The organism is Serratia sp. YC16, from assembly GCF_009707615.1.
In the GTDB taxonomy this organism is placed as follows: Bacteria; Pseudomonadota; Gammaproteobacteria; order Enterobacterales; family Enterobacteriaceae; genus Serratia; species Serratia surfactantfaciens.
Genome location: NZ_WLYN01000001.1, coordinates 766018 through 786504, shown reverse-complemented (window position 1 = coordinate 786504; position 20487 = coordinate 766018). Strand labels below are relative to the sequence as shown.

At 57.3% G+C, this 20487-nt stretch carries 29 protein-coding genes; 21 read left to right on the top strand and 8 right to left on the bottom strand.

The window, feature by feature from the left end; all coding sequences use genetic code 11:
- Nucleotides 1–270: 270 nt before the first annotated feature.
- The 6 genes from GKN89_RS03675 (at nucleotide 271) to ompC (ending at nucleotide 8081) form a co-directional block, all read left to right on the top strand.
- On the top strand, nucleotides 271–1485 hold the full coding sequence (locus tag GKN89_RS03675; protein WP_154746358.1) for an aspartate aminotransferase family protein: 1215 nt from the start codon (nucleotides 271–273) through the stop codon (nucleotides 1483–1485).
- 52 nt (nucleotides 1486–1537) lie between these two features.
- Nucleotides 1538–2572, top strand: coding sequence for an arginine N-succinyltransferase (gene astA, locus GKN89_RS03670; RefSeq protein WP_004934585.1), 1035 nt, complete (start codon nucleotides 1538–1540; stop codon nucleotides 2570–2572).
- Complete coding sequence (astD, locus tag GKN89_RS03665) at nucleotides 2572–4044, top strand: succinylglutamate-semialdehyde dehydrogenase (protein ID WP_154746357.1); 1473 nt, start codon at nucleotides 2572–2574, stop codon at nucleotides 4042–4044. Before astA ends, astD begins: the two co-directional genes overlap by 1 nt.
- A 52-nt stretch (nucleotides 4045–4096) precedes the next feature.
- A complete protein-coding gene (gene astB, locus GKN89_RS03660) occupies nucleotides 4097–5437 on the top strand; it encodes an N-succinylarginine dihydrolase (protein WP_154746356.1) in 1341 nt (446 codons plus the stop codon).
- A 10-nt stretch (nucleotides 5438–5447) separates the two neighbouring features.
- Nucleotides 5448–6431 carry a succinylglutamate desuccinylase gene (astE, locus tag GKN89_RS03655; RefSeq protein WP_019452862.1) on the top strand — a complete coding sequence of 328 codons (984 nt, stop codon included), beginning with the start codon at nucleotides 5448–5450 and terminating at the stop codon, nucleotides 6429–6431.
- 567 nt (nucleotides 6432–6998) lie between these two features.
- Nucleotides 6999–8081: a porin OmpC gene (gene ompC, locus GKN89_RS03650; protein WP_304621490.1), complete on the top strand. Its 1083-nt coding sequence runs from the start codon at nucleotides 6999–7001 to the stop codon at nucleotides 8079–8081.
- Between the two features lie 79 nt (nucleotides 8082–8160).
- Here ompC and GKN89_RS03645 read toward each other — a convergent pair whose 3' ends face one another.
- Together GKN89_RS03645 and GKN89_RS03640 are read right to left on the bottom strand one after the other, a co-directional pair.
- Entirely contained in the window at nucleotides 8161–8385 is a 225-nt protein-coding gene (locus GKN89_RS03645) for a biofilm development regulator YmgB/AriR family protein (RefSeq protein ID WP_019452860.1), read from the bottom strand.
- Between the two features lie 122 nt (nucleotides 8386–8507).
- Nucleotides 8508–8699 (bottom strand): YebW family protein, encoded by a 192-nt coding sequence (locus GKN89_RS03640; protein ID WP_004934567.1) that lies wholly within the window; start codon nucleotides 8697–8699, stop codon nucleotides 8508–8510.
- 228 nt (nucleotides 8700–8927) lie between these two features.
- On the opposite strand from GKN89_RS03640, the gene lysM reads away from it, so the two are divergent.
- The 5 genes from lysM (at nucleotide 8928) to GKN89_RS03620 (ending at nucleotide 11809) form a co-directional block, all read left to right on the top strand.
- The gene (lysM, locus tag GKN89_RS03635; RefSeq protein WP_019452859.1) at nucleotides 8928–9374 is read left to right on the top strand and encodes a peptidoglycan-binding protein LysM; all 447 of its coding nucleotides are present in this window, start codon (nucleotides 8928–8930) and stop codon (nucleotides 9372–9374) included.
- A gap of 263 nt (nucleotides 9375–9637) precedes the next feature.
- Complete coding sequence (locus GKN89_RS03630) at nucleotides 9638–9793, top strand: hypothetical protein (protein ID WP_019452858.1); 156 nt, start codon at nucleotides 9638–9640, stop codon at nucleotides 9791–9793.
- Nucleotides 9794–9816: 23 nt separating this feature from the next.
- Complete coding sequence (locus tag GKN89_RS24285) at nucleotides 9817–9981, top strand: hypothetical protein (RefSeq protein WP_019452857.1); 165 nt, start codon at nucleotides 9817–9819, stop codon at nucleotides 9979–9981.
- A 105-nt stretch (nucleotides 9982–10086) separates the two neighbouring features.
- Nucleotides 10087–11028, top strand: a complete 942-nt coding sequence (locus GKN89_RS03625) for a pirin family protein (protein ID WP_154746354.1) — start codon at nucleotides 10087–10089, stop codon at nucleotides 11026–11028.
- A gap of 427 nt (nucleotides 11029–11455) precedes the next feature.
- Nucleotides 11456–11809 (top strand): DUF1304 domain-containing protein, encoded by a 354-nt coding sequence (locus GKN89_RS03620; RefSeq protein WP_019452855.1) that lies wholly within the window; start codon nucleotides 11456–11458, stop codon nucleotides 11807–11809.
- 24 nt (nucleotides 11810–11833) lie between these two features.
- Here GKN89_RS03620 and GKN89_RS03615 read toward each other — a convergent pair whose 3' ends face one another.
- Together GKN89_RS03615 and GKN89_RS03610 are read right to left on the bottom strand one after the other, a co-directional pair.
- The gene (locus GKN89_RS03615; protein WP_004927697.1) at nucleotides 11834–12220 is read right to left on the bottom strand and encodes a helix-turn-helix domain-containing protein; all 387 of its coding nucleotides are present in this window, start codon (nucleotides 12218–12220) and stop codon (nucleotides 11834–11836) included.
- Nucleotides 12221–12667: 447 nt separating this feature from the next.
- Complete coding sequence (locus GKN89_RS03610) at nucleotides 12668–12880, bottom strand: YccJ family protein (protein WP_004927694.1); 213 nt, start codon at nucleotides 12878–12880, stop codon at nucleotides 12668–12670.
- A gap of 184 nt (nucleotides 12881–13064) precedes the next feature.
- Here GKN89_RS03610 and GKN89_RS03605 point away from each other — a divergent pair, with 184 nt between their 5' ends.
- Nucleotides 13065–13304: a DUF2766 family protein gene (locus tag GKN89_RS03605; RefSeq protein ID WP_004927692.1), complete on the top strand. Its 240-nt coding sequence runs from the start codon at nucleotides 13065–13067 to the stop codon at nucleotides 13302–13304.
- A gap of 40 nt (nucleotides 13305–13344) precedes the next feature.
- Here GKN89_RS03605 and GKN89_RS03600 read toward each other — a convergent pair whose 3' ends face one another.
- Entirely contained in the window at nucleotides 13345–13578 is a 234-nt protein-coding gene (locus GKN89_RS03600; protein ID WP_004927690.1) for a YobH family protein, read from the bottom strand.
- A 161-nt stretch (nucleotides 13579–13739) separates the two neighbouring features.
- On the opposite strand from GKN89_RS03600, the gene GKN89_RS03595 reads away from it, so the two are divergent.
- Together GKN89_RS03595 and GKN89_RS03590 are read left to right on the top strand one after the other, a co-directional pair.
- Complete coding sequence (locus tag GKN89_RS03595; protein ID WP_004927688.1) at nucleotides 13740–13898, top strand: PhoP/PhoQ regulator MgrB; 159 nt, start codon at nucleotides 13740–13742, stop codon at nucleotides 13896–13898.
- Nucleotides 13899–13978: 80 nt separating this feature from the next.
- Entirely contained in the window at nucleotides 13979–14254 is a 276-nt protein-coding gene (locus GKN89_RS03590) for a YebO family protein (RefSeq protein WP_019452852.1), read from the top strand.
- Between the two features lie 38 nt (nucleotides 14255–14292).
- On the opposite strand, the gene fos is transcribed toward GKN89_RS03590, so the two are convergent.
- Nucleotides 14293–14700: a fosfomycin resistance glutathione transferase gene (gene fos, locus GKN89_RS03585; protein WP_154746353.1), complete on the bottom strand. Its 408-nt coding sequence runs from the start codon at nucleotides 14698–14700 to the stop codon at nucleotides 14293–14295.
- Nucleotides 14701–14869: 169 nt separating this feature from the next.
- Between fos and GKN89_RS03580 the strand changes: the two genes are divergently transcribed.
- From GKN89_RS03580 to GKN89_RS03570, 3 genes are all read left to right on the top strand, one after another.
- Nucleotides 14870–15172: a phage protein NinX family protein gene (locus tag GKN89_RS03580; RefSeq protein WP_154746352.1), complete on the top strand. Its 303-nt coding sequence runs from the start codon at nucleotides 14870–14872 to the stop codon at nucleotides 15170–15172.
- A 76-nt stretch (nucleotides 15173–15248) separates the two neighbouring features.
- Complete coding sequence (locus GKN89_RS03575) at nucleotides 15249–15485, top strand: DUF4060 family protein (protein WP_154746351.1); 237 nt, start codon at nucleotides 15249–15251, stop codon at nucleotides 15483–15485.
- A 175-nt stretch (nucleotides 15486–15660) separates the two neighbouring features.
- Complete coding sequence (locus tag GKN89_RS03570) at nucleotides 15661–17022, top strand: amino acid permease (protein WP_019452849.1); 1362 nt, start codon at nucleotides 15661–15663, stop codon at nucleotides 17020–17022.
- A gap of 41 nt (nucleotides 17023–17063) precedes the next feature.
- Here GKN89_RS03570 and GKN89_RS03565 read toward each other — a convergent pair whose 3' ends face one another.
- The gene (locus GKN89_RS03565) at nucleotides 17064–17354 is read right to left on the bottom strand and encodes a hypothetical protein (RefSeq protein ID WP_154746350.1); all 291 of its coding nucleotides are present in this window, start codon (nucleotides 17352–17354) and stop codon (nucleotides 17064–17066) included.
- Nucleotides 17355–17573: 219 nt separating this feature from the next.
- On the opposite strand from GKN89_RS03565, the gene GKN89_RS03560 reads away from it, so the two are divergent.
- The 4 genes from GKN89_RS03560 (at nucleotide 17574) to cspE (ending at nucleotide 19646) form a co-directional block, all read left to right on the top strand.
- Nucleotides 17574–18599 carry an MBL fold metallo-hydrolase gene (locus tag GKN89_RS03560; protein ID WP_019452847.1) on the top strand — a complete coding sequence of 342 codons (1026 nt, stop codon included), beginning with the start codon at nucleotides 17574–17576 and terminating at the stop codon, nucleotides 18597–18599.
- Between the two features lie 443 nt (nucleotides 18600–19042).
- Nucleotides 19043–19210, top strand: coding sequence for a hypothetical protein (locus tag GKN89_RS03555; protein ID WP_154746349.1), 168 nt, complete (start codon nucleotides 19043–19045; stop codon nucleotides 19208–19210).
- 68 nt (nucleotides 19211–19278) lie between these two features.
- Nucleotides 19279–19395, top strand: a complete 117-nt coding sequence (locus GKN89_RS03550; RefSeq protein WP_002211058.1) for a DUF2627 domain-containing protein — start codon at nucleotides 19279–19281, stop codon at nucleotides 19393–19395.
- 41 nt (nucleotides 19396–19436) lie between these two features.
- Nucleotides 19437–19646, top strand: coding sequence for a transcription antiterminator/RNA stability regulator CspE (gene cspE, locus GKN89_RS03545; RefSeq protein WP_002221949.1), 210 nt, complete (start codon nucleotides 19437–19439; stop codon nucleotides 19644–19646).
- A 52-nt stretch (nucleotides 19647–19698) separates the two neighbouring features.
- Here cspE and pgeF read toward each other — a convergent pair whose 3' ends face one another.
- Nucleotides 19699–20415, bottom strand: coding sequence for a peptidoglycan editing factor PgeF (gene pgeF / locus GKN89_RS03540; protein WP_019452846.1), 717 nt, complete (start codon nucleotides 20413–20415; stop codon nucleotides 19699–19701).
- Nucleotides 20416–20487 lie beyond the last annotated feature (72 nt).

The window sequence follows — 20487 nt, the reverse complement described above, 5'->3', positions numbered from 1 at the left end:
CGATAGCTGCTCTACACTCTTTATCAAACGACATGTATTTTAACTGCTCGTTAACATTTACTCCCCGCTCAGGGACCGGATATACGCCATAAATAGTGAAAAACCGATTTTATGTAACAGATTTGTTTCTAAATCAGCGGTGAAAGGCAGCATTTTCTCCGCGGGGAAAGTCGGTTTTGAACAGCGTTTTTTTTGCATTGTGGCGGCCTAGCCGGGCTTGAGCGGCCCTTACAGTCAAAATTCAGCCTTTGCTGAGATTATGAGGTCACTATGGAACAGCCAATCGCAGTTACCCGCCAGTCTTTCGATGACTGGATGGTCCCGGTTTATGCCCCTGCCGATTTTATTCTGGTGCGGGGAGAAGGCTCGCAGGTGTGGGATCAACAGGGTAAGTCTTACATCGATTTCGCCGGCGGCATCGCGGTTAACGCGTTGGGCCATGCGCACCCGGCGGTCAAGGCGGCGCTGGTGGAGCAGGCGGGCAAACTGTGGCATCTGGGCAATGGCTATACCAACGAACCGGTGCTGCGTCTGGCCAAAAAGCTGATCGACGCCACCTTCGCCGACAAGGTGTTTTTCTGTAACTCGGGCGCCGAAGCCAATGAAGCGGCGCTGAAGCTGGCGCGCAAACACGCGCACGACCAGTACGGCGCCGGCAAAGATCAGATCGTGGCCTTCAACAACGCATTCCACGGCCGCACGCTGTTCACCGTCTCCGCCGGCGGTCAGCCGAAGTATTCGCAGGACTTTGCGCCGCTGCCGGGCGGCATCACCCACACGCCGTATAACGATCTGGCGGCGGCGGCCGAGCTAATCAACGATCGTACCTGCGCGGTGATCGTCGAGCCTATCCAGGGTGAAGGCGGCGTGCTGCCGGCGGAGGCCAGCTTCCTGCAGGGGTTGCGCGAGCTGTGCGATCGCCATAACGCGCTGCTGATCTTCGACGAAGTGCAGACCGGCGTCGGCCGCACCGGCCACCTGTATGCCTACATGCAGTACGGCGTGGTGCCGGACGTGCTGACCACCGCCAAAGCGCTGGGCGGCGGCTTCCCGATCGGCGCCATGCTGACCACCGACGCCCTGGCGAAAACGCTGGGCGTCGGCACCCACGGCACCACCTACGGCGGCAACCCGCTGGCGACGGCGGTGGCGGGAGAGGTGTTCTCCATCATCAACACCCCGGAAGTGCTGGCAGGCGTCAAACAGCGGCACCAGTGGTTTATCGATGGGTTGAACGACATTAACCGCCAGTATCCGATCTTCGCCGAGATTCGCGGCGGCGGTTTGCTGATCGGCTGCCAACTGAAGAAAGACTATGCCGGCAAAGCGAAGCAGATCACCCAACTGGCCAACGAAGAAGGCGTCATCGCGCTGATCGCCGGACCGGACGTGGTGCGTTTCACGCCGTCGCTGATCATCCCTGAACAGGATGTGAAAGAGGGGCTGGCGCGATTCGCGCGCGCCGTGGCGCGCATTTGCAGCTAATCAGCGGGCTGCGCCTTCACCGGCGCAGCCTGATTCAGAAGAGGTTCGCATTATGATGATTATTCGCCCTATAGAGCGCCGCGATCTGGCAGATTTGCTGACGTTGGCTGGCAAATCCGGTATCGGTCTCACGTCGCTGCCGCAAAATGAAGATACTCTGTCGGCACGTATTGAGCGGGCGTTAAAAACCTGGCAAGGCGAACTTCCGCAAAGTGACCAGTGTTATTTGTTCGTGTTGGAAGACAGCGAGCGCCGGCAGGCGGTGGGGGTCTGCGCGATCGAAGTGGCCGTCGGCCTGGCTGAACCCTGGTACAGCTTCCGCGTCGGCACGCAGGTGCACGCGTCCAAACAGCTGAACGTCTATAAATCGGTGCCGACGCTGTTCCTCAGCAACGACCACACCGGCCATTCGGAGCTGTGTACGCTGTTCCTCGATCCGGACTATCGTCACGGCGAGAACGGCAAGCTGCTGTCGAAGGTGCGTTTCCTGTTTATTGCCGCGTTCCGTGAACGCTTCTCCCGGCGTCTGATCGCCGAAATGCGCGGTTTCTCCGATGAAAACGGCCGTTCGCCGTTCTGGGAGAGCGTCGGTCACCGTTTCTTCTCCATCGAGTTCGCCAAGGCGGACTACCTGAGCGGCACCGGGCAAAAGGCGTTTATCGCCGAGCTGATGCCGAAGCATCCGCTGTATGTCGATTTCCTGGCCGAAGACGCGCAGAAAGTGATCGGCGAGGTGCATCCGCAAACCCTGCCGGCGCGCCGCCTGCTGGAGGCGGAAGGCCTGAGTTATCAGGGCTATGTCGATATCTTCGACGGCGGCCCGACGCTGGAAGCCGAGATTGACCACATCCGTGCGGTGAAGCAGAGCCGCCTGGTGAAAGTGGTACTGGATGACACGCCGATGCGCGCCGATGCGCCGGTGCATCTGGTGGCCAACGACAACTATCAGAACTACCGCGCACTGCTGGTCAATGCCGATTTGTATGACGACCGCCTGCATATCAACGCCGCCACCGCCGCGGCGCTGGGCGTCGAGCAGGGCAGCCCGGTGCGGGTGCTCCCCCTTATTGCACAGGAGAAAGCATGATGTCCCATCCTGCTCTGTTGATTAATGGCGTCTGGCGGCAGGGCCGCGGCGCTGAGTTCGGCAAGACCGACCCGGTCGGCAATCAGCCGCTGTGGCGCGCCAACGCCGCTGACGCCGATGACGTCGCCGCCGCCTGCGAAGCCGCGCGCGCCGCTTTCCCCGCCTGGGCGCGCACGCCGTTCGAGCAGCGTGAACAGCTGGTGAAACGCTTCGCCGCCTTGCTGGAAGAACACAAACAGTCGCTGGCGGAAACCATCAGCCGCGAGACCGGCAAACCGCGCTGGGAAACGCTGACCGAAATTCAGGCGATGATCGGCAAGGTGGGCATTTCGCTGCAGGCCTATCAGACGCGCACCGGATTTAGCCAGACGGCGATGGCCGACGGCGTTTCGGTGCTGCGCCATCGCCCGCACGGCGTACTGGCGGTGTTCGGGCCTTATAACTTCCCCGGCCATCTGCCCAATGGCCATATCGTGCCGGCGCTGCTGGCCGGAAACTGCGTGGTGTTCAAGCCGAGCGAACTGACGCCGCTGACCGCCGAAGAGACCCTGAAACTGTGGCTGAAAGCCGGTCTGCCGGAGGGGGTGATCAATCTGGTGCAGGGCGGCCGGGAAACCGGCGAAGCGCTGGCGGCCAGTGCGGATATCGACGGGCTGTTGTTCACCGGCAGCGCCGGGACCGGCTACCATCTGCACCGCCAATTGGCGGGACAGCCGGAGAAGATCCTGGCGCTGGAAATGGGCGGCAACAACGCCCTGATCGTAGATGGTTTCGAGGATCGCGACGCGGCGGTCAACCTGGCTATCCAGTCGGCGTTTATCTCCGCCGGCCAACGCTGCACCTGTTCACGCCGCATTCTGGTGAAGCAGGGAGCGGAAGGCGACGCCTTCATCGCGCGTTTGGTTCAGGTGGCGGGTGAACTGCGCGTCGGCCGTTGGGATGCCGAACCGCAGCCGTTTATGGGCGGCGTGGTGTCGTCCGCCGCGGCGGAAAACATGCTGAAAGCGCAGCAGCGCTTGCTGGCGCTGGGCGGCAAATCGCTGCTGACCCTGCGCCTGCTGGAGCCGGGCAGCTCACTGCTCAGCCCGGGGATCATCGATCTGACCGGCGTGGCCGGCGTACCGGACGAAGAGTATTTCGGGCCGTTGACCACCATTGTGCGTTACCGCGATTTCGACGAGGCCCTGCGGCTCGCCAACCAGACGCGCTACGGCCTGTCGGTGGGGCTGGTCTCGCCGCAGCGCGAACTGTTCGAGCGGCTGCTGTTGGAAGCGCGCGCCGGCATCGTCAACTGGAACAAGCCGCTGACCGGGGCGTCCAGCGCGGCGCCGTTCGGCGGCGTGGGGGCCTCCGGCAACCATCGCCCAAGCGCCTTCTATGCGGCGGACTATTGCGCCTGGCCGATGGCTTCGCTGGAAAGTGAAAGCCTGTCGCTGCCGGCAACGCTGTCGCCGGGCTTGTCGTTCCGTTAATCGTCTGCGGCGGTGCTGTGGCGCCGCCGCAGGCCATCCCCAGGGGATAGCCATGTCAGGATATGAAGTCAATTTCGACGGTTTGGTGGGGCCGACGCACCACTATGCCGGGCTGTCGTTCGGCAACGAGGCCTCGACGCAGCATCAAAACAGCGTATCGAACCCGAAGCTGGCGGCGAAACAAGGGTTGCTGAAAATGAAGGCGCTGGCCGATCTCGGTTTCCAGCAAGGGGTATTGCCGCCGCAGGAGCGGCCGCATTTGCCGATGCTGCGGCGTCTGGGGTTCAGCGGCAGCGATGAGGCGGTGCTGGCGCAGGCGATGCGTCAATCGCCGCGCCTGCTGTCGGCGCTCAGCTCGGCGTCGTGCATGTGGACCGCCAATGCGGCCACGGTGTCGCCTTCGGCGGACAGCGCCGACGGTAAGGTGCATTTCACCGCCGCCAACCTGAACAACAAATTCCACCGCGCCATCGAAGCGGAAACCACCACCGACGTATTGCGGGCGATGTTCAACGACGATCGGCATTTCGCCCACCACGAGGCGCTGCCGCAGGTGGCGTTGTTCGGCGACGAAGGGGCGGCCAACCATAACCGTCTGGGCGGCGACTACGCCAAGCGCAGCGTGCAGGTGTTCGTTTACGGTCGTCAGGAGTTTGGCGGCGAAACGGCGCCGGCGCGTTACCCTGCGCGCCAGACGCGTGAAGCCGGTGAGGCGATCGCGCGTCTGCACCAGTTGGACGAGCGGCATACGGTCTTCGTGCAGCAAAACCCGGCGGTGATCGATCAGGGCGTGTTCCATAACGACGTGATTGCGGTCAGCAACCAGAACGTGCTGTTCCACCACCAGCAGGCGTTTTATCGCCAGCAACAGGCGCTGGATGAAGTGCGCCGCAAGATGGCGACGCTGGACAGCGAACTGGTGGCGATCGAAGTGCCGACGGAGCGCGTGTCGGTAGCGGACGCGGTGGCGACCTATCTGTTCAACAGCCAAATTCTCACCAAGCCGAACGGCAAGATGATGATCGTGGTGCCGGAGGAGTCGCGTCAGCATGCCGGCGTCTGGCGTTATCTGAACGACATGGTTGGCGACGGCGGCCCGATCGATGAGATCCGCGTGTTTGATCTGCGTGAAAGCATGCGTAACGGCGGCGGCCCGGCCTGTCTGCGCCTGCGGGTGGCGCTCAATGAGCAAGAGCTGCGGGCGGTGAATCCGCGCGTGATGATGAACGATCGGCTGTTTACGACGCTGAACGAATGGGTGGATCGCCATTACCGCGATCGTCTGACGCAGGATGACCTGGCCGATCCGGCGCTGCTGCGCGAAGGGCGTGAGGCGTTGGATTCGTTGACGTCGATCCTCGGTCTCGGCTCTATCTATCCGTTCCAACGCTAAGGGAGGCTGTATGATCGATCTACTGCCCCTGACGCTGGAAGGGAATGAACCCGCCGAATGGCAAGGTGAAACGCCGCAGCTGCGCTGGCGTTGGCAAGGGGAAGGGGTATTGGAGCTCACGCCGCGGCAGCCTTATCGCCAGGCGATGGTGGTGTCTGCGGGCGTGCATGGCAACGAAACTGCGCCGATTGAACTGCTCAATCAGCTGGTCGGCGATCTGTTGGCCGGCCGCTTGCCGCTGACGGTGCGGCTGTTGGTGGTGCTGGGTAATCCGGCGGCGATGCGTGCGGGCAAGCGTTACCTGCACAGCGACATGAATCGTATGTTCGGCGGCCGCTATCGCAACTTCGCCGCCAGCGGGGAAACGGCGCGTGCCCAGCAGCTGGAGCGCACGCTTGCCGCCTTTTTTGATGGCGAGCAGGCGGCGCGTTTCCACTACGATCTGCACACCGCCATTCGCGAGTCGCACTTGCCGCGCTTCGGTATTCTGCCATTTCAGAAACGGCCGTACAGCGATGCTATGTTAACGCTGCTGGATGCCGCCGACCTGGATGCGCTGGTGGTGCACAGCGCGCCGGGCGGTACTTTCAGCCACTATTCCAGCGAGCAACTCAATGCCGCGAGCTGTACGCTCGAGCTGGGCAAGGCGCGGCCGTTCGGCAGCAACGATCTGCAGCAGTTCGCCGCCATCGATCGCGCTCTGCGGGCGGCGGTCAGCGAAGGGGCGTTGCCGGTGCGCGTGGGCGATGCGATCCGGGTATTCCGTGTGATGCACTCGTTAATCAAACACAGCGAGGATTTCAAACTGCACCTGGACGATGATACGGCCAACTTCACCGAGCTGAAAGCGGGCATGTTGCTGTGCGAGCAGCCGCAGGAGGAATACCGCGTCGGCCAAGAGGGCGCATGGATCCTGTTCCCTAATCCCAATGTGGCGCTGGGGCTGCGTGCCGGGATGTTGCTGAACGAAGTTTCCCGCTCTACGTTGTATTGAATTATCCACGGTGGCGCCGTCAGCGCGCCGCCGTTATTCATTTAACTACTTTAATCTGCTATTTCCCGCTATTTTAATTGCCTCAAAGCGAATTTTATTCGCCGCAGATGCCTGCATTTCCGCGCATCAATAAAGATCCTATTAGGCCGTTATAGAAAAGCCTTAATTGCCTGATGTCTTTGTTAAGATAAAAATGTGAAATAAGTAACGTTTTTAATAACCATGCTAATCTTGTTGCTACTTTTGAATCGCGCAGAAAGCACGCAAAACGAAACCAAAATGCACCATTTTAGTGCAATGCACCATTTTGGTTATAACTTATGTGATAAAATATTCTTATATTCAATGGGTTGGGTGGTTGTTTTGTTGTAATATCTGGTTACAAATAAACATGCTTTCTCCTCGTTGTTTCATGAACTTTTTGATTTTAAGTTTTGATTCATGATGCTAATGTCACATCACCCCCACATTAGGGGCGCTCATAAAATACCAAAAGATAAAATCACAGCCCAAATTATAAATTGGGCGTGACGGGCAGGGTTCTAATTATAATATCTAGGAAAATAAATGATGAAACGCAGTGTATTAGCCTTAGCTGTCGCCCTCGGGGCGGTCACCTCCTTCGCCAACGCGGCTGAAATCTATAATAAGGATGGCAATAAACTCGACCTGTACGGCCGCGTTGCCGCCAAGCACGTTTTCAGCAAAGACAAAGGTGAAGACGGGGACAAAACTTATGTTCGTCTGGGTTTTAAAGGCGAAACCCAAATCAACGATCAGCTGACCGGTTACGGCCAGTGGGAATACCAGGTTGCTTCCAACCACGACGAAGCGCAGGGCACCACCGGCACCAAAACGCGTCTGGGCTTCGCCGGCCTGAAGTTTGCCAACTACGGCTCATTCGACTACGGCCGCAACTACGGCGTGGTGTATGACGCCGAAGCCTACACCGATATGCTGCCGGAATTCGGTGGCGACTCCTACAGCTACACTGACAACTACATGACCGCGCGCTCCAACGGCCTGGCGACCTACCGCAACCGTGACTTCTTCGGTTTGGTGGAAGGCCTGAACCTGGCGTTGCAGTATCAGGGTAAAAACAACGAAGACAAGCGCAGCGTGACCAAGCAAAACGGCGACGGCTACGGCATGTCTCTGGACTATCAGGACATCGGCGGCACCGGCATCGGCGTTGCGGCGGCGTTCTCCGACTCCAGCCGCACCGGCGATCAGAAGGCGCTGCAGTACGGTAAAGGCGACAAGGCCACCGCCTGGACCACCGCAATCAAATATGACGCCAACCAGGTCTATCTGGCGGCCATGTATGCCGATACGCGCAACATGACGCCGATCAGCGTCAATGGCACTTCCGGCTTCGCCAACAAAACGCAAAACTTCGAAGTTGTGGCCCAGTACCAGTTCGAGAACGGTCTGCGTCCGTCCGTGGCCTACGTGCAGTCTAAAGGCAAGGATATTGAAGGGATTGGCGATGCCGATCTGGTGAAATACGTGGAAGTGGGCGCGACTTACTACTTCAACAAAAACATGTACACCTACGTCGACTACAAGATCAACCAGTTGAACGACGATAACAAACTGAAGCTGAACACCGACGACATCGTTGCCGTCAACCTGACCTACCGCTTCTAAGTTTCTCTCATTACCTTCATCCTGTGTCGGGATCGGTAATCAGGCAGGGTGCAAGCCCTGCCTTCGTTCTATTGGGGACTCAGCCTTTTGGCGCCAGCCCCACCAGCTCAATGGCGGAACGCAGCGCGGCGAAACGCTGCTGATCCTGCTCGCGCTCTATTTCCTTCACCAGCTGTGAAAGAATATTGCCGCCGGATACCTTTTTGTGGTTTTTGATTAACTGCAACACCGCGTCGCCTAACGCCAGGCTGACGTCGCGCAGCAGAGTTTCATAATGCTCGTTAGAATGAGCCGATGCTGACATGACCTTTCTCTGTCTCTCTTCTTCGGGAGCCGCAATTTAGCAAAACAGCGGCCTCATGCCTCGGAGGAAGACGAAGTTTCCGATGAAATCAGAAATTCCTCAGCCATCAGCGTGGGAAAGGATTAAAAATCCGAGTATTCGCTGGCTGGTAACCAAAAGCCGTCGATAAACTCTTCCATGGGATAACAGCCGGCGTGGCGCAGGTTCTGTTCCTTCATCGCCACCAGGCATTGCGGTTCGTCGCGCAATATGTCGACTACCATCTCACTGCAGCCGCCATCCAGATAACAGACAAACATCACCAATGCGTACATCGTTGCACGCCTCCTTCGTCGAGCCGCCCTGTCTGCAACAGTGTAGGCAAAAAAGCGCGATTTTTCAGCATCATTGCCTGATAAATCGCCACCGAAGCACGGCTTGCGGCACTTTCGGAATTCTCTAACCCTTTCTGGCGTCGCGAGCGGATGGCATATCCTTTTGACGGTGCTAAGCTTAACAGGCCTTACTTCAACGCATTAGTGCAACCATCAAAAGGAGTGAATATGGGCTTGTTTAACTTCGTCAAAGAAGCGGGCGAAAAACTGTGGGACACAGTCACCGGCAATGCCTCCGCCGAAGATCAAAGCGCCAAACTCAAGGAGCATCTCGATAAGAGCGGCTTGCCGGGTACCGACAAGGTCGATGTGCAGGTCGTCGATGGGAAAGCCGTCGTAACCGGCGACGCCGTCAGCCAGGAATTGAAAGAGAAGATTCTGGTCGCGATCGGCAACGTGGCGGGTATCAGCGGCGTGGAAGACAAGGTGGCGGTCGCGCAATCCGATGCCGAGAGCCGTTTCTATACCGTGAAGAAAGGCGATACGCTGAGCGCGATTTCCAAAGAGATGTACGGCAACGCTAATTTGTACAACAAGATTTTCGACGCCAACAAACCGATGCTGTCGAGCCCGGACAAAATCTATCCGGGGCAAGTCTTGCGTATCCCGCAATAACCCGGCGTTCCGCCATAGCCCGGTTGCATGCCGGGCTTTTTTTTGCGCCCTGTCATAAGCATCTTTTATTTCCCTTCGAACCCAATAAAAGTTACCTATATCTGGCGTTTCCTGTCGTTTGCCTGATGGGGGAGTGTTGACCCTGATGGTGAAAATTGATAGCGTCATGCCCCGGTTGAGCCCTGAAAGACCATGATGGCGGCTTCAATCCCATTCTGAGGGGGCGTCTTGCCCCATCAAGCAGCAATGCAGTAGTTGAACGAGTGAAAACCGATTTAGTGAAACAACAGCGCAATGCCTCAACGGATAAAAACTATCGAGAAACCTTGGGTGATGCGCAATTTGCGATCGTCGTGCTGGCGATTGCGTCCTGCTCGCTGATTATTTTTACGCTGGCGGTCACGCTGTGGGTGACCTGACGCGATTAACTAGGGGAGATAAAATGGAGCCTAATCTCCATGATGAAACCAAACTGCTGGCGATTATCGGCCTGTTGGTTTCCGTGCTGCTGGTCGTATCCATTCTTTTTGGCGTGACCTATTTTTCCGATCTCAGGCACGCGCAAGACGATATCGACATCAAAAGCTGCTATATCAAAGCGCCTTAATCCGCGCGAATGCGCCTGAGGTGGTCGTTCTCCGGGGGAGGCTGTCCTGTGCTAAGCTGGGGCGGTTGCCTTTGGCGAATCGGCGTCATTCAGGAGGTCTTTGCGATGAGTCAGTCCCGTCCTACGCGTTCTTTACCTTCACGCGAGCGCCCCGTCCTTGACGGCGTGCGCCAGATCCAGCGTATTGCCGTGCGTAACGCCGAAGTGGGGGGCATTCCGATCAACCGCGCGTTGCCCACTCGTGAGCGACGCACCGTCGGTGCCTGGTGTTTTCTCGATCACGCCGGGCCGACGGTATTTAACGGCACGTCGCCTGGCATGGATGTGGGGCCGCATCCGCACACCGGTCTGCAAACTTTTACCTGGATGATCGAGGGGGAGGTGTTGCACCGCGATAGCCTCGGCAGCGAACAGCTGATCCGCCCGGGCCAGGTCAATCTGATGACTGCGGGACACGGCATCGCGCATACGGAACAGTCGGTGGGCGAAGCGCGCCGATTACACGCCGCGCAACTGTGGATTGCGTTGCCGGCCGAGCATGCCGATATGGCGCCGCGTTTTGATCATTACCCTGATTTACCGCACTGGCAAAATAATGGCGTGAATCACCGTTTGTTGGTCGGCGAGTTTGGCGCTTATCGTTCGCCGGTGTTTACCCTTTCGCCGCTCATCGCCATTGATATGGAATGGCAGGAAACGGCGACGATAACATTGCCGCTGCGCGAGGATTATGAAATCGGTTTTCTGCCGCTGATTGGCACCTTTGAACTTAATGGCGACATCTTTTCACCTGACGAGTTTGCCTATTTGGGCATAAAAAATAACTCTATCGAGTTAAATTCTCAAAAAGGCAGCCGGGGATTATTAATCGGCGGAACGCCGTTAAACGAAGAGATCCTTATCTGGTGGAATTTTGTTGGCCATAGTAAGGCAGACATTATTCAGGCCCAGCATGATTGGGAGCAAGGAACACCGCGTTTCCCTGCCGTTAGCGGCTATTCCGGCGAGCGAATGACCGCGCCGCGCCTGCCCTGGAGCGATGTTTGATAGCATTAAGCTATAATCGCCGCGATTATTCGGTTTATTTTGCTCTAATAAGGCGCAATTAATGTGATCGCGGCACCAGCTTTACGACAATATAAGCTTTCTCGGCGAAACAGTGATCGGGTTCATATAACGACAATGAAAAGAAGTTTAGGATAATCCTCAGGAAGTCAGGCTGTCTCCCGTTAGTCAGATGTCAGTGAGGTCATTATGAGCCAGGTACTCTATCGTGCAAGACTGTCCCATGTCGTGATCGCTACGGCGCTGTTTTGGGTCTCTGTCGCGGCATTATTGGTCGCCGTGTTAAATTAACCTCAAAAAATGACTCCTGCATAAACCCGCTTCGGCGGGTTTTTTTTCGCCAACGTCTGGTGATATTGGCAGTACGCTTATACTTAATGGCATCTTCAAATAAGCGTTAAGGATAATCATGAAGCTATTCGCCGACATTTTGCTGCTGCTAATTGCCGCTCTCCATCTTTATATCCTGGTGCTGGAAATGTTCCTGTGGCGTGCGCCGCTCGGCAGACGGGCATTCGGCACGACGGCGGAGTTTGCCGCGGCCACGTGGGTATTGGCCGCCAATCAGGGGTTGTACAACGGCTTTCTGGCGTTGGGACTGGCATGGGGTTACTGGCGCGAGGATATCGCTCTGCAGCTGTTCTTTCTCGGCTGCGTGCTGGCGGCCGGCGTGTTCGGCGGACTGACCGCCAATCGCAAGATCCTGTGGGTGCAGGCGTTGCCGGCCCTGATCGCGCTGCTGGCGGTATGGGGCGCACGCTAGCCCGCCGGTTTACGGCGGGGGAGATCAGGCGGATTTTTGGTGAATGACGTGCAACGGCGGGTCGATGTGCAGATCGACGCTCAAATCCTGACGGAAATCATAAGGCGTGATATTAAAACGCTTTCTGAACATGTAGGTGAAATGGGACTGCGAGCCGAAACCAAAGTCCAGGGCGATATCGAAGATCGACGCTTCGCTGCTGCGCAGTTGATAGACCGCGCCGGCCAGACGGCGTTCGCGAATGTATTTGCCCAGCGAAATCCCTGTCGCTTCTTTGAACAGCTTTTGCATGTGCCACAGCGAGTAGCCGGAGTACTCGGCCAGCTCTTCGAGATGGATCACTCGCCCGAGGTGAGTTTCGACCCATTTGCTGAGGGCGCAGACCAATGAGAGATGGTGTTCTTGTATCATCAGTGCGTCAGTGTGAGATCTACATAGCGGTGAAGTATACACAACTTGCCGCCGCGGACAAAAACGCCGCCGATGACAGAGGGCAATTATTCGGAAAAACCGTTTAACCGCCGCTTGTCAGTCGAAAGGAAAAACGGCTAATCTGAGACTGTCGCCGCCGCGGTGGGTGACGCAGAGCAGGCCACAGCAAATAACCGCCAAAACAGAGTCAGCCGTAACAACTCAACGTTGATGGGGTGATCGCATGTTAATGACAGTGATTATTACTCTGGTTGTAATCGTGGGCGTCGGCGCTTTTATGGCGATGCCGGTGATGAGCATGAAAAATGCGGAAGGTGTGGGAGGTGAAGAGCCGTGAGATCAAGAGAATTTGCCCGCCGCTGAGCAGGGCGATCGCCAATCGGGAAAGCCTGGGTCAGAAACCCGGGCTTTTTGTTGCGTGATGGCTTAAACGTTTTTCCGCTCGACGGTTTCCTCTCCCCAATACAGCTGGTCGGCGGTGGTTTTAGCGAACGCCTTCTCCAACGCTTCGTCGCTGCCTTCTTCCCAGATCTTCTGCGCCAACACTTCGTCGTTCCCTGCCAGTTCAAAAATGGCTTCGGCGATTTCCACCGAAGTTTCACGCACTGTCGCCCAGGATTTCACATTGTGATTCGCCATAACTTTCTCCTGTTGGTTGTGGCTTAGGGGTGGTTTTTGCCACCGTCATGCTGCAAGTATAGGCCAATCCGCCGCGGGCTTTTGCTCGGTGGTGCGCAGAATGGGGAAAAAGGCGGGGAGAGCAGGCAATGCCGCGGGCGGCGTGTTATTCTGTGCGGCGTTTGAATCAAGAGGAAAAATTATTATGTCTGACATGCTGAGCAACGAGCAGGAACTGGCTTCCGATCTGGTCGCTTGCCAACTGGTCATCAAACAGATTCTGGACGTTATCGACGTGATTGCGCCGACCGAAGTGCGCGACAAGATGGCGGGCCAGCTCAAAAGCATCGATTTCTCCACCCACCCTGCCGGCGCCGATCCGGTGACTCGCCGAGCGATTGACAAGGCGATTGCGCTGATCGAAATGAAGTTTACCCGCAACTGAGGCGGGGCCGCCGCAGCGCGGCGGCATCTGGCGGTGGCGGTTAATCCACCACCGTTTCGATTTTCTTGAACAGCGGACAGTCGGCTACGCCGATGAAACCGTTGTCGCCATTGACATACTGGGCGATCGCCACGTTGCGCGCAGTCAGATATTTGCACTGCAAACCCAACCCGCCGACGTTCTTGTTGCTGCCGATCAGCACGCCGTAGCCCGAGATCAAAAAACCGCCGTAAATGACCGCCAACACCAGAACCCACTTAATCAATTTGCTCATTGCGCTTCCTCGTTATCCCTGAGTGTGCATCTAGCCACGGCGGCGGCGTGAGGGCAAGGGTAACAGTCTGAAAAATGGGCGGTAGCCAGAAATCTAAACGACAAGTTAAACTTCGTTTAACTTCGCTGTGATAACATGCGCGATAGATTACCCAGATAACAATGAGGCTGCTAAATTTGTTGCGAAAAAAAATCCTCGTGATAATGACGGCCGTCGCTGCCTGCCTGTTTTTCTACCTGTTGGCGCTGGACAGTTATTGCGACGATGGCGGAAATTTCGCGCTGGGCATCTGTTCGGTGACGCGCTTCGTGCCCTGGTAAGCTTTTTTGGCGGGGATGTTCGCACGACCGCTGCGAGTGTTAAGATGGCGGCCTGAATGTCGCAGTAGATAGGGTTGTCCATGTACGATTTAGGTTTTGGCCAGAACGGCCTGCTGTCGCTGGCCCTCGCCGCCGTGGCGTTGCTGGTGGGGCTGTGGGTCTGGTTCCTGGTGAACCGCGCCAGCGTGCGCGCCAACGAGCAGGTTCGCCTGCTGCAGGAAATTGCCGAGCAGCAACGCCAGCAAACGGCGCTGTTGAAGCGTCTGGCGCACAGCGCCCGCGGCGCCGATGCTGACGCGGATGACGACGAACTCAGCCCCGCGCTGAACTTCAAAGGTTTTATCCCCGAACGCTGAACATGTGCTCCGGCTGGCGGCCGCGCCGCCGGAGCGCCTCAGTAAAACACCATGCCTTGATAGGGGGTTTCCCGGCACGCCGCCAGGCGGCTGGCCAGATCGCCGGCATGAATCTCCAACTGATGCCCATCGGGATCGAGAAAATAGAGCGATTCGCCTTCGCTGCGATTGCTTTTCCACTCTTCTACGCCGCTCTGGCGCAATCGCTCGCTGACCTGCTCCATGTGCTCCGGCGCTACGCTGAAGGCGTAGTGGGTATAATCGCGCGCGTTTTGTGGCGTGCGCGATTCATCCACCGACAGGCACAGCCACAAGGCCCCCAACGAAAGATAGGCGCCGCCTTGCCAACGGGCGTGCGGGATAAACCCCAACAGATGATGATAAAAATCGACGCTGCGATCGAGATCGTGGACGGCGAGCGTCAGATGGTTGAGACCGGTCAACATGTAGGCGTTTCCTGGGCGGTAAACAGGCAAAAAGTGTACGCAGGCGATGAGGAAAGATAAAGGGGATAAAACATTAGTAGAGATAATGTGAAAACCGGCGACGCTGTCATAAAACTGTCGTATAGACATCGTAATGTAGCGCGAACCTTACAAAAGATGGATAAAGCCGATGATTAAATGGTACGAAGAAAGCGATGCCGAAGTGAACCGCAGCATCGCGCTGCTGACCGGAGAGAACCCGGACAAGTGGTATCCTTACGGTGGTGTGAAAGGTAAAGATTACTGCAAGAATCCCTCCGATGCCTGGCCGATCATTTGCGCCAACAAAATCAGTCTGAACCCCGACCAGCAAAGCGACAGCCCGCAGTGGCAAGCGCGCATGAGCACCCAGGGCGGTGAATGGCAGGCGGACTGCGCCAGCCCGCTGCGCGCGGCGATGATCTGTTTCCTGATGAGCCAACAGGCTAACTGATTCGATAAAAATACCGGTGATTGGTAAGAGTTTCTCCTTTTTCTAATAACAGAGCTGTCGTTGGCGGAGGCTGTTTATGAAGCGCATTATCAAAGGTGATAAAAACTTGTCTCATCTGGTGATTGCCCACGCGGCGATCGATCGTCATGCCGAAAGCTTCGGCCAGCGTCGTCAGGGGTGGCCTTCGACCTACCTGATAAAATATCAAAACGATCGCGTGGCGGTGGAAGTGGTTACGCGTAGTCAATCTTATGTCGCGACGCTGATGATCGGCGCGCGCAACCTGACCAAACTGTGCGGTATGCCTAGCTGAACGCCGTCATTACTTGCTCTCCCTCGGTTAAAAAATCGCGCTCCGGCCTACCGTCTCGGGGCGCTACTCCTTGATGCTCACGGGGTTAAGTGTTAAAAAGCCGCCCGCAGATACATTTATTGATTGGTGAAATCTTGGCCGATAACGGCAAGGGTGTACGCCATATGAGGATAAGATGGGCGGTCAGCATCAGGATACCCCGCTAAAACGCGGCTTAAAAAACAGACATATACAGCTTATTGCCCTCGGGGGCGCCATCGGAACCGGTTTATTTCTCGGCATTGCGCAAACCATTAAAATGGCCGGCCCCGCCGTGCTGTTGGGCTACGCCATCGGCGGTTTTATCGCGTTTTTGATCATGCGCCAACTGGGCGAAATGGTGGTGGAGGAGCCGGTCGCCGGATCTTTCAGCCACTTTGCCTATAAATATTGGGGCGATTTCGCCGGCTTCCTTTCCGGCTGGAACTATTGGGCGATGTTCATTCTGGTCGGCATGGCGGAGTTGACCGCCGTCGGCATCTACATTCAGTACTGGTGGCCGGAGATCCCCACCTGGGCCTCGGCCGCGCTGTTCTTCGTGCTGATCAACCTGATAAACCTGGTGAACGTGCGTCTGTACGGCGAAACCGAGTTTTGGTTTGCGATCATCAAAGTGGTGGCGATTGTCGGCATGATCGTGTTCGGTGCCTGGCTGCTGGTCAGCGGCAACGGCGGACCGCAGGCCAGCATCACCAACCTGTGGCAGCAGGGCGGCTTTATGCCGCACGGCTTCTCCGGGCTGGTGATGGCGATGGCGGTGATCATGTTCTCGTTCGGCGGGTTGGAAATGGTCGGCATTACCGCAGCGGAAGCCGCGGACCCGCGTCGCAGCATTCCCAAAGCCACCAATCAGGTGGTGTACCGCATTTTGATCTTCTATATCGGCTCGCTGACCGTGCTGCTTTCGCTCTATCCGTGGGGACAAGTGGTGGAGGGCGGCAGCCCGTTCGTGCTGATCTTCCATGCGCTGAACAGCAATCTGGTGGCGACCGTGCTCAACGTGGTGGTGCTGACCGCCGCACTGTCGGTCTACAACAGCGGCGTTTATGCCAACAGCCGCATGCTGTTCGGGCTGGCCAGCCAGGGCAATGCGCCGAAGGCGCTGACGCGCGTCAACAAACGTGGGGTGCCAGTGCTGTCCATCGCGCTGTCGGCGCTGATTACCTCGGTCGGCGTGCTGATCAACTACCTGATGCCCGGCAAGGCGTTTGAGCTGCTGATGGCGCTGGTGGTGTCCACGCTGGTGATCAACTGGGTTATGATCTGCCTGGCGCACCTGAAATTCCGCGCGGCGAAGAACCGGCAGGGCGTTATTCCGAGCTTTAAAGCGCTGTGGTATCCGTTCGGCAACTACCTGTGCCTGGCGTTCCTCGGCCTGATTCTGGTGATAATGTATTTCAGCGAAGGGATCCGCATTTCGGTGTTGCTGATGCCGGTGTGGGTTGCGGTGCTGTGGGGCGGGTTTATGCTGACGCGCCGCAAAGGCGCCAAGCGTTAATCTGCGTGCGGAGGCGTATTGGCGCCTCCGCTCTCTTTTCGTCAGCCGCGCGGCATAAAGGCGCGCCCCTCACTGCGATCCCGCCCCAGCAGTTTCCGACACAACAGCAGCAGAGTGCTGATCACGTCGATGGCCACCACGCTGAGCATCAGCAGGGTCAACATGAAGAACCCGAGCAGCGAACCGCCCAGCACCACCAGCGGTGCAGGTACGCGCAGGCGGCGCAGCTTCATGGCGAAATACATTTTCCAGTATTGCTTCTGCGCCAGCAGCGCGCGGCGAATACGGCGTCCCAGGCCTGCGCCTGATTTACGGGATGTAGAACGGCTCATAACTTCTCCTTTTCTGTATGCCCTACAAGTCAATCACAAAGATCTTAAGAGAGTCTTAACGGGCTCTTGGCGGCCCTGGCTGCTCACCGAAGTGAGACAACAGCATACGGCAAAAGCTCCCGCGATGCAGCGCACGGCTGACGAAGTGCGAGCTTCATCGGGTTTGTTACACTGAAGGTCATGCCCGTGCGGGGCGCAGCGGTCGGGAGAAGAGGCTGAATGAAAAGAATCAACCGTTATTACGACGCGGCCAAGGCGCATCACACGCCGGAGGGATTTCGCAACCCGGAGCCTTCGCAGCGCCAGGAGGGCGACCTTCAGCGTTGGCAGGATGAACGCAAGCGGCAGGGATTGCCCAAGCCGCCGCAGCACGGTTACGCGCAGTTTACCGAGCGCTGGTGGCAACCTGCCGATCTCAGCGGCAGCGACGACAGCGTCTGGTGGTTGGGGCATGCCTCAATGCTGCTGCGGTTGGGGGGGCGCTATGTCCTGATCGATCCGGTGTTGTCCGAACGCGCGTCGCCGCTGAGCTTTTACGGCCCGAAACGCAGAACGCCGCCGCCGCTGGCGGTGGGGCAACTGCCGGCGGTGGACGCGGTGCTGATCTCTCATAACCATTATGACCATCTCGACAGGCGCACGGTGCGGCAACTGGCGCGGCGTTTTCCTCGGGCCGAGTTCATCGTGCCGCTCGGATTGAAGCGCTGGTTTCGCCGCTATCGGCTGAACGTGCATGAGCTCGACTGGTGGCAGAGTCTGTCGTTGGGCGAGCTGACGGTCTACGCTACGCCGGCGCGGCACTGGAGCATGCGCACGCTGTGGGATCGCAACCGTTCTCTGTGGTGCGGCTGGGTGATCCACCATCCGGCGCTGCGCTTCTACTTTTCCGGCGACAGCGGCTATTCGGAGCGGCTGGCGGAGATCGGACACCGGCTGGGGCCGTTCGACGTGGCGGCGTTGCCGATTGGGGCCTATGCGCCGCGCTGGTTCATGCAGGAACAGCATATGGATCCGCAGCAGTCGGTGACGCTGTATCGACAGCTGAATCAACCACGCGCCATTCCCATCCATTGGGGGGTGTTCGAATTGGCGGATGAATCGCTGGATGAGCCGCCCCATCAGTTGAATCTGGCGTTGAGCGAAGCGGGGTTGGAACAACATCAATTCCATCCGCTGAAGATTGGCGAGCGCATTGCGTTGCAGAACTTGCAGCAAGCATCGCCTATCCGCCCGCCGGAGGAATAATGTCAACGGTTTGAAAGCGTGACAGTAATTAGCAGAATTGATAAGCGCGGGCGGTGATTCAAATAACCACTCTGTTTCAGGATTTAATTCAACGTTGAACTTTCACCATGCATAAGATTATTCCGGCTATTGAGGCTAACAGCCTTCGGATTATTTATGCGAAAGCCGCAGGTCGGCGGAGACGCGCCATGGCTTTGCATGCTTATGCATCCGTTGCGCAGGGCGGGGCGCTGCCTCTTGCCCGCGTGGCGCTGCCGTTTGCGCCGTTTGGCAGCAGGGCTGAAGACCGGCGATGAGTGCGTTCTCGTGCGGTAAATGGTCGGAGGAGCATGGCGTAAATGGCTCCCCGTTCATCGATATTCAAATGTTGCATATCAAATTCCATAAAGATTCAAATTTTTTAACGCTATAAGCGCAGAAAAGGTGAAAAAGAGCGGATAGACATGCGTCAAAACGATGAAAGTTTTGTTAAAACATCACCAGAATGCGGGGCTTGGCGTGATGTTTTCGGCAAGCAGAAAATAGCCGATGCTTCAACATCTTTTGGCCTATTTAGGCAAATGTGGCTCTCGACCGTTTCAAATATGTGCGACATGTCGTTCAGTGATTAAAAATGGCTTGCCATCGCATACAGAGTATGTGATAACGCATCTGGGTAAAACGAGGTACAGTTCTGTATATGTGTGGCATTTTCAGTAAAGAAGTTCTGAGTAAAGACGTTAGCGTTGAATACCGCTTCTCTGCCGATCCTTATCTTAGTGCCTCAAGCAGTAACGACTCTAGTTTGTCTATGTAACGCCCTCGGGCGGTTTAAACAATCCAAAGGAAATACTCAAGATGGCAAAGATCAAAGGTCAAGTTAAGTGGTTCAACGAGTCTAAAGGTTTCGGTTTCATCACCCCGGCTGACGGCAGCAAAGACGTGTTCGTACACTTCTCTGCAATCCAGGGTAACGGCTTCAAAACCCTGGCTGAAGGCCAGAACGTTGAGTTCGAAATCCAAGATGGCCAGAAAGGTCCATCTGCAGTAAACGTTACTGCTATCTAATCAGCGTCAGCTGTACAAAAAGCCCGCCTTCGAGCGGGCTTTTTCGTTTCCGTCATCCGGCGGCGATGATGATGGCGGCGTACTGGTTGCGGCCTTTGATCCCCGGATGCGTCGGATCCTGCGCGCGCCGGTGGCTGTTGCGGCGATAGCTGGTGTATTTGTAGCGCTGCGGCCGCTGTGGGTCGACGTCCGGCGTGCAGATAGTGCAGCTGCCGGCGCGGTCAACGGCGGCGAAGCCCAGCGCCGCCAGCTTGTATTCGGCAATTGCGGCCAGATCCAGATGCCGATAATGCGGGCTAATCAGCGCAGCGGGCAGCGGCAGGCGCTGTTTAAAATTTTCCACCAGCGCTTCATCGACTTCGTAGCAGCACGGGCCGGCGGCGGGGCCGATAGAAACCACCCAATCGGCGGTGTCGCCGTCCTGGCGAATGCGCGCCGCCATCTGTTCCAGAATGCCGTCCAGCAACCCGCGCCAACCGGCGTGTACCGCCGCGATGGCGCCGCCGTCACGGCGGCTGAACAGCACCGGCAGGCAGTCCGCCGTCAGCACGCTGAGCAGAATGCCGGGTTGGCGAGTGTAGAAGCCGTCGGCCTCACCGCACGCCTGCGCCGGTTGCAACACGTCGACGATGCGGGTGCCGTGCACCTGCTTCTTTTCCGGCAGCGTAGCGCTGTAGGGCAGCAGATGCCCTGGCAGCAGCGCGAGTTTGCTGCCGAAGCCGTGCTGAATGTGGGGCACCGCATCGAGCAGCGCGGAACGATCGCTCATAAGTTATTTTCACCTGCGTGAGAAAACAGACTCTCAGTGTAGCCAGCTTTTTCCCCGCTTGACCAGGTGTTG